Source organism: Dechloromonas agitata is5 (assembly GCF_000519045.1).
Classification (GTDB): domain Bacteria; phylum Pseudomonadota; class Gammaproteobacteria; order Burkholderiales; family Rhodocyclaceae; genus Azonexus; species Azonexus agitatus.
Genome location: NZ_KI912532.1, coordinates 2,178,762 through 2,191,763, shown reverse-complemented (window position 1 = coordinate 2,191,763; position 13,002 = coordinate 2,178,762). Strand labels below are relative to the sequence as shown.

The window sequence follows — 13,002 nt, the reverse complement described above, 5'->3', positions numbered from 1 at the left end:
GATGTCCGGTAAAACCCCCAACGACAAGCCCCGGCCAAGCCGCTGGAAGCTCTATCTCTCGCTGACTTTCCTCGCCATGGCCGGTGCTGCCGGAACGGCAGCCTGGATCGAATTGCAGGAATCCAATTTCCAGGCCGAGTATTTTCACCAGCAAGCCAGAGCCTCGACCTGGAAGCTCGAACCCGGTGAAGACGCGGGCATCTGGCTGCCGAGTAGCGGCCCCTACGAGCAACGGCTGGGTTACGCCCAGCTCAGGGGCTTTTTGCCGCGCATGGCCGCAGCAGGCTTTGGTGTCACTGCCCAGGCCCGGCAGTCGGCCGGTTTTCGTGACATCGTCAATCAGGGTTTTTTCCCGATCTATCGCGAAAAATCGCAGGCTGGCCTGAGTATCCTCGACCGCCACAACCAGGCGCTGTACGACAGCCGCTATCCCCGGCTGCAGTACGCCAGCTTCGAGGCGATTCCGCCGGTGCTGGTCGAAGCCTTGCTGTTCATCGAAAACCGCGACCTGCTCGATCCCCGGCACCCGAAACTCAACCCGGCCGTCGACTGGGGGCGCCTGGCCCGGGTCGCCGCGGGCGAAGCCTTGCGCCGGGCCCATCTGGGCGGCGGCGGGCGAGCCGGCGGCAGTACGCTGGCGACGCAGATCGAGAAATTCCGTCATTCTCCGGGCGGTCGTACGCACGACACTGACGACAAGTTCCACCAGATGATGTCGGCCGCCCTGCGCGCCTACCAGGATGGCGAGGAAACCCAGCCGGCCCGTCGCCGCATCGTGCTCGACTTCGTCAATTCGGTGCCGCTCGGCGGCATTCCCGGCTACGGCGAGGTCAACGGCCTGGGCGATGGCTTGTGGGCCTGGTACGGCCGCGACTTCGCCTCGGTCAATCAACTGCTGGCCGACCCCAAGGCGGAGCTGACCGAACGCGCCCTGGCCTTCAAGCAGGCGCTGTCGCTGTTCGTCGCCCAGCGCCGCCCGTCCGGCCTGCTCGGCGACACCACCGGCCGGCTCAACGCGCTGACCGATAGCTACATCCGGCTGCTCGCCGAAGACCACCTGATCCCCGCCGACCTGCGCGAGGCGGCCCTCCAGACGACCATCCACCCGGCCCGCCAGGCCCGCCCCGGCGAAGAGGTCTCCTTCGTCGAACGCAAGGCGGTCAACGACATTCGCGGCACGCTCAGCGAACTGCTCGGCGTCGAGAACCTCTACGCCCTCGACCGCTACGACCTGACCGTGCACACCACCCTCGACGGCCCCAGCCAGCAGGCCGTGACGCGCGTCCTCAACCGCCTGGCCGATCCGGCCTTCCTGGCCTGTGCCGGCCTCAAGGAAAGCCGCCTGCTGGCCAAGGGCGATCCGAAGCAGGTCAATTACAGCCTGACGCTCTACGAGCGGACGCCGGATGCCAACGTCCTGCGTATCCAGGCCGACAACCTCGACCAGCCGCTCGACATCAATGCCGGCACCAAGCTCGATCTCGGCTCCAGCGCCAAGTTCCGCACCCTGGTCTCCTACCTGCTGGTCGTCGCCGACCTGCACCAGCGCTACGCCTCGCTGCCGGCCGACGAACTCGCCAAAGTGAAGCGCCACCCGGCCGACCGCCTGAGCAACTGGGCCATCGACCTGCTGCGCACCAAGCCGGAAACGACCCTGGAGGAACTGCTCGAAGCCGCCATGGAACGCCGCTATTCGGCCGACCCGAACGACACCTTCTTCACCGGCGGCGGCATCCACCGCTTCGGCAACTTCAAGCACGAGGACGACGCCAAGAACCCGAGTGTGGCCGAGGCGCTGGAGCAATCGGTCAACCTGTCCTTCGTCCGCATCATGCACGACGTGGTGCATTACCACGCCTACGAAGCCGCCGACGCCCCGGCCAGGGGACTGCGCGACAAGGACGACGAGGATACCCGCCAGGCCTTCCTCAACCGCTTTGCCGAGCGCGAGGGACTGGGTTTCCTGCGCACCTACTGGCACAAGTATCGTGACGTGGCGCCGGAAGACCGCCTGGAAGTGCTCGGCGACTCGGTGCCTGCCCGCCCCGGGCCGCAGGCGGCAGCCTACCTGAGCGTGCTGCCGAAGAGCGATTTCGCCAGCTTCGCCGCCTTCATGCGCAAGCAACTCGGTGACAAGGCCGGCACCGAGGCCGGCCTGCGCAAGCTGTTCGACGCCCACGCCACACGCCAGTACAGCCTGGCCGACCAGGGTTACCTGGCCCGCGTCCATCCGCTCGAACTGTGGCTGGTGCGCCATCTGCAAAGCCAGCCCCAAGCCACCTTGAAGGACATCGTGCCGGCCAGCGTCGAAGCCCGGCGCGATGCGTCGAAATGGCTGTTCGCCCCGCGTTTCAAGCACGCCCAGCAGGTACGAATCGACATCGTCGTCGAGGTTGCCGCCTTCGAGCGCATCGCCGAGGAATGGCGGCGCCTGGGCTACCCGTTCGAGCATCTGGTGCCCTCGCTGGCCACCTCGATCGGCAGTTCCGCCGACCGGCCGGCGGCGTTGGCCGAGTTGATGGGCATCGTGGTCAATGACGGCATCCGCCGACCGACCGTGCGCATCGACGAACTGCGCTTCGCCGCCGATACGCCCTTCGAAACCCGCCTCGACCACCAGCCGAAGGCCGGCGAGCGCGTCATGCCGGCCGAGGTGGCGCAAGTCACCCGGCGTGCCCTGCTGCGCGTCGTCGACAGCGGCACGGCCCGGCGCATCAAGGGCACCTACCAGGACCACGAAGAAAAACCGCTCGCCGTTGGCGGCAAGACCGGCACCGGTGACCACCGCTCCAAGGTGATCGGCGCGGACGGCGGCGTCCGCAGCGCCAAGGTGATGAACCGCGCCGCCACCTTCGCCTTCTACATCGGCGACCGTTTCTACGGCGTGGTCACAGCCTTCGTCCCCGGTTCGAAGGCCGCCGCCTACGATTTCACCTCGGCCCTGCCGGTGCAGATCCTGAAAACCATGGAGCCGGCCCTGCGCCCGCTGATCGCCGACCGCCCGGCGGCGGAAGGCAAGTGCGGCGGCTGACCGCGGGCCGCTGCGGCGTGGCGGCACGGACGCCACACCGACTTTGCTGCAGCGCAACAAAATGGTAGCCTTGACGCCATAAAATCACGCGACCAAAGCGAGCAACAGCATGAGTGAAATCGATCTGAAACGTTTCTTCCTGGAACAGGTTCGCCTGTTCGAAAGCTTCCCGGCCGAGAAGGTCGAGGAAATCGTGATCAAGTCCCGCCTGGCGACCTTCGAAGGCAACGAGGCCATTCTCGAAACCGGCGACGAAGGCAAGATGTTCGGCGTTCTGATCAGCGGCCACGCCGAGATCTCGATGACCGACAACACCGGTACGCGCAGCGTGGTCAGCCAGCTCAACGCCGGCGACGTCTTCGGCGTGCTCTCGCTGCTCACCGGCGACCGCGTCACGGCCGATGTGATCGCCGGCAACCGCTGCTTCGCGCTGATGATCCCGCAGGCGGTGTTCAACAGCCACATCCTGACCAACCCGAAGGCTGTCGCCTACCTCTCCCGCCTGCTCGCCGAGCGCACCCGCGCCATTTCGCTCGACCAGGCCAACGCCCCGGCCAGGTCCGACGATCCCTACGCCCTGTCGTTGCACACCAACCAGCCGGGCAAGGTCATCGTGCTCAATGTCGGCATCAGCCAGATCCATTTCGGCATCTACGACACCGAGGAAAGCGGCGCCGATGTGCACGGCATCATCGACCATGCCGATCAGCAGACAACCCGCATTGCGGTCACCGTCGGCCCCCAGCAGAAAACCATGGAGCACGCGCCGTTCAAGCTGTCCGACTTGTTCAAGGTGATGCAGGAAGCGACCGCGCTGCTCGGCCCGGCCTTTACCTTCCACCCGGAAGACGTGACGGCTGTCGGCCACCGCGTCGTGCATGGCGGCAACAAGTTCTCCAGTTCGGTGGTCATCACCCCGGCGGTGATCGCCGACATCGAGGAACTGGCCGTTTTCGCGCCACTGCACAACCCGGCCAACGTTGCCGGCATCCGGGTCGCGCAGAAGGTATTCCCGAATGTGCCGCACGTGGCCGTGTTCGACACCGCCTTCCACCAGACGCTGGCCCCTTACGCCTACCTCTACGGCCTGCCCTACGAGCTGTACAAGCAGCATGGCATCCGCCGCTATGGCTTCCACGGCACCTCGCACCGTTATGTATCGCTGAAGGCGGCGGAAGTGCTGCAGCGCCCGCTCGGCGAACTGGAAATCATCTCCTGCCACCTTGGCATCGGTGCCTCGCTGTGCGCCATCGACCACGGCCGCTCGATCGACACGACCATGGGCATGACGCCGACCGATGGCCTGATCATGCCCAGCCGTTCGGGCAGCATCGACCCGGCCGTGATGATCCACCTGATGGAACAGCACCACATGTCGCCCGAACAGCTGTCCACGCTGGTCAACAGCGAAAGCGGCCTGAAGGGCATCTCCGGCATTTCGAGCGACATCCGCGACATCGAGGCGGCGGCGGCCGAGGGCCATCACCGCGCCCTGCTCGCCCACAAGGCCTACTGCTACCAGGTGCGCAAGAACATCGGCGCCTATGTCGCGGCGATGGGCGGCATCGACGTCCTGGCCTTCACCGGCGATGTCGGCGAAACCAGCGCCACGGTACGCAGCCTGGCCTGTCAGGGCCTCGAATTCATGGGCATCAAGCTCGACGAGGAAAAGAACCGCAACCTCGGCCGGTTTGACGACTTCGCGGTGATTTCAACCGATGACTCGCCGGTCACCGTGCTGGTTGTCGCCAACGACGACGAGCGCCTGGTGGCCTGGGAAACCCTGCGCGCCATCGAACGCAACGCGCTGCTCGTCGCCGCCAAGCCGGAAGACCTGCCGATTCCGGTCGAGATTTCAGCCCATCACGTGCATTTGTCGCAGGCCGACGTCGAAGCCCTGTTCGGCCCCGGCCACCAGCTGACGCCGAAGAGCGAGCTGTCGCAGCCGGGCCAGTTCGCCTGCGAGGAACAGGTGCACCTGGTCGGCCCCAAAGGCCGCATTGCCAAGGTGCGTGTGCTCGGCCCGACGCGCAAGGAAACCCAGGTCGAGATCGCGATGACCGAGCAGTTCAAGCTTGGCATCCAGCCGCCGATCCGCCAATCCGGCGACCTGACCGGCACGCCGGGCATCACGCTCGAAGGGCCGTACGGCTCGACGACCATCGAGCGCGGCGTGATCTGCGCCCAGCGCCATATCCACATGACACCGGAAGACGCCATGCGCTTCCATGTCCGTGACAACACCGTCGTCCGCGTCCGTATCGAAGGCGAACGCCAGCTGATTTTCGGCGACGTGGTGGTACGCGTGAACCCGGCCTTCCGCCTGGCCATGCACATCGACACCGACGAAGGTAACGCCGGCAACATCCAGACCGGCATGCTCGGCTACATCGAGGAAATCCAGAACCGGGGCTGATCGTCGGCTTTCGGAAAAACAAGACGGGGATCGCCAGGCCGGCCATCCCCGTTTTTCATGGCTGACTTCAGGACATTTTCAGGCGTCGACCGCAGCACTCGCCCACAAGGCCTCGCCGCCGGCCGCCAGCAGGCATAGATAGGCGCGCAGATCGAATTCGAGCTGGAAATAATCCGGCGCCATATGCTGGCATAACTGGTAGAAGGCCTTGTCGTGCTCGCGTTCCTTCAAGTGCGCCAGCTCATGCACGACGATCATCCGCAGGAAGGCCTCCGGCGCCTCGCGAAACAGCGTGGCGACGCGGATTTCCCGTTTCGCCTTGAGCTTGCCACCCTGAACGCGCGCCACAGTGGTGTGTGTGCCAAGGGCGTTGCGAATGATGTGCAGGCGGCTGTCGAAATGCACCTTGCTGAGCGGTGGCGCATTGCGCAGGAAATTACCCTTCACCGTCTGGACATAATCGTATAGAGCCTTGTCGGTGCGCACCGCATGAGCGGCCGGGTATTTCTGCTGCAAATGCCTGGCCAGCCGGCCGCTGGCGATCAATTGCCGCACCTGGTCGATCAGTTCCGGCGGATAGCCAGCCAGGTAACGGGCGGGAGCATCGGGGTTCATGGACAGTCGGTGGCGCAGGGAAAGCCGGATTTTACCGCCAGGCTCGGCCCGGCATTGGCCTACCCTGCATCCCTCAATCACCCTGGCAGGATGCCCAGGCAAAACGAACCGTGCTGACCGGGCAAGGATGCCTCCCTCGCCCGGTCTTCCGCTTGCCGGCTGCGCGCTACACGGCGACCTGCTGGCCGAATACGCCAAGGTTCACCCGATCGCTGCAGTCGATACCTGACAATCGGCACAAATCGTTACGCCCAATGGGGGGTGACGACGGAAAAGAATCACTCACCTTATTTACGCAATTTGAGTTATTATATTTATTACATTAATCGCTAATGTTATAACTCTGAAAAATAAACCAAACATCCTTGTCGTCGATGATGCACCGTTCAATCTGAAAATGATTGCGGCAATGCTGGCCAAGGACTATCAAGTGCTGACCGCCGACTGCGGGCAGCAGGCCCTTGATCTGGCCACGGGTCCGACGCCACCGGATTTGATCCTGCTCGATGTGATGATGCCGGAGATGGACGGTTACCAAGTCCTCGCCCGTCTGCGCCAGCATCCGCAAGCCTGTAACATACCGGTGATCTTCCTCACCGCCATGACCGAATTGGCGGAAGAGTCGCAGGGCCTCGAATCAGGGGCGGTCGACTACCTGACCAAACCGGTACATGCCTCGATCCTGCTTGCCCGCGTCCGCACCCAGATCGAACTGAAGCAGGGCCGCGACCGCCTGCGTGACCAGAACGCTCAACTCGAACAACTGGTCGAACAACGCACCGCCCATCTGCGCGCCTCGCTCGAAGAACAGCAGATGCTCAACGACAAGCTGGCGGAAACGCAAAGACACCTGCTCCAGGCGGACAAGATGGCGTCGCTGGGGCAATTGGCGGCCGGCGTCGCCCACGAAATCAATAATCCGGTCAGCTTCGTCAATACCAACCTCGGGGCCCTCGAACGCTACACCGAAGCCATGTTCGCCATCATCGAAGCCGCCGACAAGGCAGCCGCGCACGCCCCGGACTCCTCCGACTACGCCGTCTACCAGCAAATCAAGCGCGACAAGGATTTCGAATTCCTGCGTGAAGATGTCGTCCAAACGCTCAGCGAATCCCATGACGGCCTCGCCCGCGTCCGCAAGATCGTCGCCGACCTCAAGAGCTACGCCCACCGTGGCAGCGACAAGCTGGAAATTTTCTCGGTGCACGACGGCATCGATTCGACGCTGAATATCGTCTGGAACGATCTCAAATACAAATGCACGGTCGACAAGCAATATGCCGCTGATCTGCCGGATATCCAGGGCTACCCGTCGCAACTCAATCAGGTATTCATGAACCTGTTGGTCAATGCCGGCCATGCGATCGAACACAGCGGCAAGATCACCATCACCACCGAACGCGATGGTGAAGAGCACATCAAGATTCGCATCAGCGACACCGGCAGCGGCATTTCGCCGGAAAACCTGGCACACATCTTCGATCCCTTCTTCACCACCAAGCCGGTGGGCCAGGGCACCGGCCTCGGCCTGGCACTGGCTATCAAGATCATCCACAAGCACCAGGGCCACATCAGCTGCGACAGCGTCGTCGGCGCAGGCACCACCTTCACCCTCCGCCTGCCGACCCATCTCACGCTAGCCGATGTACTGGCGGAAACTGACGATACCGTCTGACCGGCCGCTGTATTGCCCGGCAACCACGCCGCAGGCGATGCGCTTGCCGGAATGACTGGCGGGCTGTGACGTTTAGTCATCCGGATCGGCATGGCTGAGCACGCTGCGCCCCCCCTGAACTGAGCTTCGACCCGCAAGCCGCCCGGGGCTTCGGAAAAACGCATCTTGCTACTTGCTGCGCCACCGGGACGACCGAGCAGATCGGCAGGCGCCCCCGCGCAAACAATATAACCATTTCGTATAACAAGATGCTCACATGTTCTTAATTGAATATTAAGGCCTTGCTACAATGCGCCTCATTCGACAATCCCTGTGGATTACCCAGCAATGACTCAACGACAACCGCTTTCTCACCTCGACTGGCTGGAAGCCGAAGCCATTCACATCATGCGCGAGGTGGCCGGCCAGTGTTCCAACCCGGTGCTGCTCTTCTCCGGCGGCAAGGACTCGATCTGCATGCTGCGCATCGCCGAAAAGGCTTTCCGCCCCGGCAAGTTCCCCTTCCCGCTGATGCACATCGACACCGGCCACAACTATCAGGAAGTGGTCGCCTTCCGTGACAAGCGCGCCGCCGAACTGGGCGAGCGCCTGATCGTGCGCTCGGTTGAAGACTCCATGAAGCGCGGCACGGTCGTGCTGAAGCACGAAGGCGAATCGCGCAACAAGCACCAGTCGGTGACGCTGCTCGAAGCCATTGAAGAATTCGGTTTCGACTGCTGCATCGGCGGCGCCCGCCGCGACGAAGAAAAGGCCCGCGCCAAGGAACGCATCATGAGCTTCCGCGACGAGTTCGGCCAATGGGACCCGAAGAACCAGCGCCCGGAACTGTGGAACCTCTACAACGCCCGCAGCCACAAGGGCGAGAACATCCGCGCCTTCCCGATCTCGAACTGGACCGAAATGGACGTCTGGCAATACATCGAGCGCGAAGGCCTCGAACTGCCGTCGATCTACTTCGCCCACACCCGCCCGGTCGTCATCCGCCAGGGCGCCATCGTGCCGGTCAATGTGCCGCTGGTTTCCGGCGAACTGACCAACCTGCCGAAGGCCGGTGAAGAGATCGTCGAAAAGCTGGTCCGCTTCCGTACCGTCGGCGACATCTCCTGCACCGCCCCGGTCGAGTCGGATGCCGACAACGTCGCCAAGATCGTCGTCGAAACCGCCACCACCACCATCACCGAGCGCGGCGCCACGCGTCTGGACGACCAGACCAGCGAAGCCTCCATGGAACAACGCAAGAAAGAGGGTTACTTCTAATGAGCGCCCACCAAGTTGAAGATCACGGCCTGCTGCGCTTCCTGACCTGCGGCAGCGTCGACGATGGCAAGAGCACCCTGATCGGTCGCCTGCTGTTCGACACCAAGACCATCCTGGCCGACACGCTGAACGCCATCGAAAAGACCTCGCAGAAGCGCGGCATGGGCGCGGTCGACCTCTCGCTGCTCACCGACGGCCTGCAAGCCGAGCGCGAGCAAGGCATCACCATCGACGTCGCCTACCGCTACTTCTCCACCGGCACGCGCAAGTACATCATCGCCGACGCGCCGGGCCACGAGCAGTACACCCGCAACATGGTCACCGCCGCGTCCACCGCCAACCTGGCCATCATCCTGATCGATGCGCGTAAGGGCGTGCTGACGCAGACCCGGCGTCACTCGAAATTGGCTTCGCTAGTCGGCATCCCGCACCTGGTCGTCGCCATCAACAAGATGGACCTCGTCGACTACTCGCAGGAAGCTTACGAGAAGATCAAGGCCGACTACCTCGAATTCGCCGCCAAGGTCGGCATCGACGACGTGCGCTTCCTGCCGCTCTCGGCGCTCAACGGCGACATGATCGTCGACCGGGGCGACAGCCTGAACTGGTACGACGGCCCGACCCTGCTCGAAATCCTCGAAGCCGCCCCGACCGCGCACAGCGAGCACGCCGAGAAGTTCCGCTTCCCCGTGCAATACGTCTGCCGCCCGCAGGATTCCGCCAACCCCGAGCTGCACGACTACCGCGGCTTCATGGGCCGCGTTGAGTCCGGCGCGATCAAGGTCGGCGACAAGGTCACCGTCCTGCCCAACGGCCTCGAATCCACCGTCAAGGCCGTGCAGATCGGCGGCGTCGATATCGGTGAAGCCGTTACCGAACAATCGGTCACCCTGCTACTCGCGGATGAAATCGACACCTCGCGTGGCGACATGATCGTCAAGACCGACGAGGCGCCGCAAGCGGTCAAGGAAATTGCCGCCACCGTCTGCTGGCTGGCCGAAACCCCGCTCGACCGCGCCCGCACCTACCTGATCCGTCACACGACACGCGACTCGAAGGCCAAGCTGACCGCCATCGACCACCGTCTGGATGTGAACACGCTGGAAAAGGTGCCGGCCGAAAAGCTGGCGATGAACGACATCGCCCAGGTGCGCTTCAAGCTGGCCCAGCCGCTGTTCGTCGACCCCTACCAGGAAAACCGGGCGACCGGCGCCTTCATCGTGATCGACGAGAGCAACAACAACACGGTTGGCGCGGGCATGATCCAGTAAGACGGCTGAGCCAACCCGCCTCCGGACGCCTCCCTTGCGGAGGCGTTTTTATTTGCCGGGCAGGCTGGCCGGCAGCGGCCGGGCCTCGGCTTCGCCCGCCCGGCGCACGCTGCGCGCAAAGCCGAGCAGGGTAGGCTTGGCCTTGAGGCCGGCGCGTTCGCACTGTTCGAGATTGACGTCGAACACCAGGCGACTGTTCTCGATACCGAGCATCACGCCCACGGCCGGCAGGTTGCCGCGGTCGGTGACGACGAGGGTCGGCTGGCTGCCCAGCGTGCTGCGAATTTTGGGCAGGCTGGGCAGCTCGCCAACCCCGACGTAGAGGATGTCGCACAGGCGGATCGGGGCCAGGCTGCTCAGCCGGGCGATGACGATGCGTTTGCCGTCCACCCGCCGCTCGTCGAAACGCTGCAAGGCCGCGCCGACGTCCTCCTCCCCCAGCACGCAGAGATGGAAGTTGGCGCGCGACGATTCCGGCCAGTCGAAGAGATGGGCGAAGTTGTACAGGTAGGCCGCCTTCATGTCGTGCTCGGACACTACCTGAGCGTTGGCCGCCAGGCTGATCCACATCGCGAGCAGGGCAAGCAGGCGGCGCATCATTGTCAGAGATCCAGGTTGAGCTGGACCCAGTAGGTCCGGCCGTCCATGCGCAGGCTGTCGATGCCCGTCCCCGGCGCCCAGGTGAAGGGGGAAACGACCTCGTAGTCGCGGTCGAACAGGTTGCGGACGCTGAACGAGGCGGTCACCCCATGCCATGACCGGGCATTGGTGAAGGTCAGGTTGGCCAGTGCCACTCCGCCCAGCCGACGCCGTTCGGCCGTCAGGCGGGCGCCCAGGTACTGGGTTTCCAGGCCGGCGCGCAACCAGTCCCCGGGCAGCGGCGCGGTGATCTGGAACTTGCCCAGCACGTTGGGCGAATTAACCGCATCCTGACCAGTGGTATCCCGCGCATCCTGCCAGGCGCCGCTGCTGCGCAGCCGAACCCCATTGTCCCAGCGCGCCTCGAATTCCAGTTCCAGGCCACGCGAACGGCTGTTGCCGACGGCGGCGTAATCGCCGTTGCCGGTCACATCGATCATCTGGTCCATGCGCCGATATTCGTAGACCGTTCCGGTCAGGCGCATGCGCCGGTCGAGGTCGTGCTGGGCCACGAACTCCTTGGCCTTGACGTACTCGGGCATCGCTTGCGTACCGTAGAAAGAACGATCGTCGGCATTCGGCATGCGAAACGCCTCGCTGTAGGAGGCCTTCAGGGTCGTGCGGAAATCAGGCTGGAAAATCAGCGCGACACGGGGACTCCAATTGCCGTCCAGATCGCTCGCCTTGTCAAAGCGGGCACCGACATTCAGGCGCCAGCGGTCATGAAAACGGTATTCATCGGCGACATAAACACTCGTCGTGTTTCGCGCGTAGTTTTCCCTGACGCGGCTGGCGCTGTCGATGGTCCCGTCTGGATAGAAATACGCCCGGCTCAGGTATTGGCTGAAGTCATTGCGATACTCCATCCCGAACAGGATGGAATGATTGGCGAACCACTTGCCGACAAACTTCTGATCCAGCCCCCACCATTCGGCGCGGTGTTTCCGCTGGGCATAGGGTGTCGTCAGATCGTCGATGACCCGATGCCCTTCATGGGCGTAGTGGCCGAAATAAAAACGGGATGCCGAATACAGATACAAGCCGATATCGGTTTCGTAACTGGCGTTCAGGTAGCCGTTCGCGTCATCGATGGTAAACGGGGTGTTAAAGACCGAATATGCCGTCGCCTTGGTCGGCACCGTTTTCTGGCGATCCACATAACCCGCCTCGACAACCAAGCCTTCGTAAGAAAACTTGCCGAAGAAGCGCTTGTTGCGCTCGCCGTCGATGCCGTTCGCCCAGCCGCCGTTGGTAGCCGGCGTATCGTAGGCCGGGAAGTACAGGTTCTGTCCGGCGGCATCGTAGCTGGAGGCCGAAAGCACGACGTCGGCCCCGTTCTCGAAGCGCTTGCCGTAGCTCACCCGCTGCCGGTAGGCATCGTGGCTGCCGGCCTCGGTGGACAGTTGCAAGGCGTTCAGGCTGCCACCCTTGCGGGTGACGATGTTGATGATGCCGAGCATGGCATTGTTGCCATAGGTCACCGAACCGGTGCCGGGCACGTACTCGACGCGTTCGACCAGGGCCAGGTCGAGCAGGCCGGATTCGTCGATGTAGGCCTGGTTGAACAGGCTGTCCTGCGTCACGTAGCCATCGATCAGCACCATGATGCGCCCGGTGTAATCCCCCGGCGCGCCGAAGCCGCGCCCACCCATGTACGCGTAGCGGCGATCGCCGGTGATATACAGGCCGCGCATGCCGTTGATCACGTCGGCGATGCTCCGGTAGCCGTAGGCGCGGATGTCCTCGGCCGTGACGATGGCGACGGCGGAAGGGGAATCGCTGATCTGGCGGACCAGCGTCGAGGCGGACACCACCTCGCGCTGAACCAGTTGCGCGAAGGGAACGGCGCTCAGGTCCTCCTCCCCGGTCGCCCGGGCCGTTCCGGTCGGCAGGCACAACACCAGCGTCATGGCCAGCACGCCAAGCAGCGGCCGGGAGCCCTGGCGACGGGAGCTCAACGTCTGCCCCGCTGCTTGAGCGAAGTCACCACAGACCGGGCGAAAGCGAATGGTTTCATGGGAAGGCGACGGCAACACCGGGCTCCGAACGCGACCCTGGCAAGCCGAAAAATCGTCGAAAACGAAAAACCGGAATTATG

At 63.6% G+C, this 13,002-nt stretch carries 8 protein-coding genes; 5 read left to right on the top strand and 3 right to left on the bottom strand.

The features are described from left to right. Nucleotide 1 precedes the first annotated feature (1 nt). Both K420_RS18745 and K420_RS0110665 read left to right on the top strand, forming a co-directional pair. Nucleotides 2-3,031: a transglycosylase domain-containing protein gene (locus tag K420_RS18745; RefSeq protein ID WP_084019628.1), complete on the top strand. Its 3,030-nt coding sequence runs from the start codon at nt 2-4 to the stop codon at nt 3,029-3,031. 109 nt (nt 3,032-3,140) lie between these two features. Next, the gene (locus K420_RS0110665) at nt 3,141-5,447 is read left to right on the top strand and encodes an acetate/propionate family kinase (protein WP_027458048.1); all 2,307 of its coding nucleotides are present in this window, start codon (nt 3,141-3,143) and stop codon (nt 5,445-5,447) included. A gap of 78 nt (nt 5,448-5,525) precedes the next feature. On the opposite strand, the gene K420_RS0110660 is transcribed toward K420_RS0110665, so the two are convergent. Continuing rightward, nucleotides 5,526-6,062: a YgjP-like metallopeptidase domain-containing protein gene (locus K420_RS0110660; RefSeq protein ID WP_027458047.1), complete on the bottom strand. Its 537-nt coding sequence runs from the start codon at nt 6,060-6,062 to the stop codon at nt 5,526-5,528. A gap of 307 nt (nt 6,063-6,369) precedes the next feature. On the opposite strand from K420_RS0110660, the gene K420_RS18740 reads away from it, so the two are divergent. The 3 genes from K420_RS18740 (at nt 6,370) to cysN (ending at nt 10,265) form a co-directional block, all read left to right on the top strand. Next, on the top strand, nt 6,370-7,737 hold the full coding sequence (locus K420_RS18740; protein WP_332308180.1) for a response regulator: 1,368 nt from the start codon (nt 6,370-6,372) through the stop codon (nt 7,735-7,737). Between the two features lie 327 nt (nt 7,738-8,064). Beyond that, nucleotides 8,065-8,994 carry a sulfate adenylyltransferase subunit CysD gene (cysD, locus tag K420_RS0110650; protein WP_027458046.1) on the top strand — a complete coding sequence of 310 codons (930 nt, stop codon included), beginning with the start codon at nt 8,065-8,067 and terminating at the stop codon, nt 8,992-8,994. Beyond that, nucleotides 8,994-10,265, top strand: coding sequence for a sulfate adenylyltransferase subunit CysN (cysN, locus tag K420_RS0110645; RefSeq protein WP_027458045.1), 1,272 nt, complete (start codon nt 8,994-8,996; stop codon nt 10,263-10,265). Before cysD ends, cysN begins: the two co-directional genes overlap by 1 nt. Nucleotides 10,266-10,313: 48 nt before the next feature. Here the strand turns inward: cysN and K420_RS18735 are convergent, their stop codons facing one another. Together K420_RS18735 and K420_RS0110635 are read right to left on the bottom strand one after the other, a co-directional pair. Beyond that, nucleotides 10,314-10,865 carry a YfiR family protein gene (locus K420_RS18735; protein WP_051453077.1) on the bottom strand — a complete coding sequence of 184 codons (552 nt, stop codon included), beginning with the start codon at nt 10,863-10,865 and terminating at the stop codon, nt 10,314-10,316. A gap of 2 nt (nt 10,866-10,867) precedes the next feature. After that, nucleotides 10,868-12,862 (bottom strand): TonB-dependent receptor plug domain-containing protein, encoded by a 1,995-nt coding sequence (locus K420_RS0110635; RefSeq protein WP_232422761.1) that lies wholly within the window; start codon nt 12,860-12,862, stop codon nt 10,868-10,870. Nucleotides 12,863-13,002: the final 140 nt, after the last annotated feature.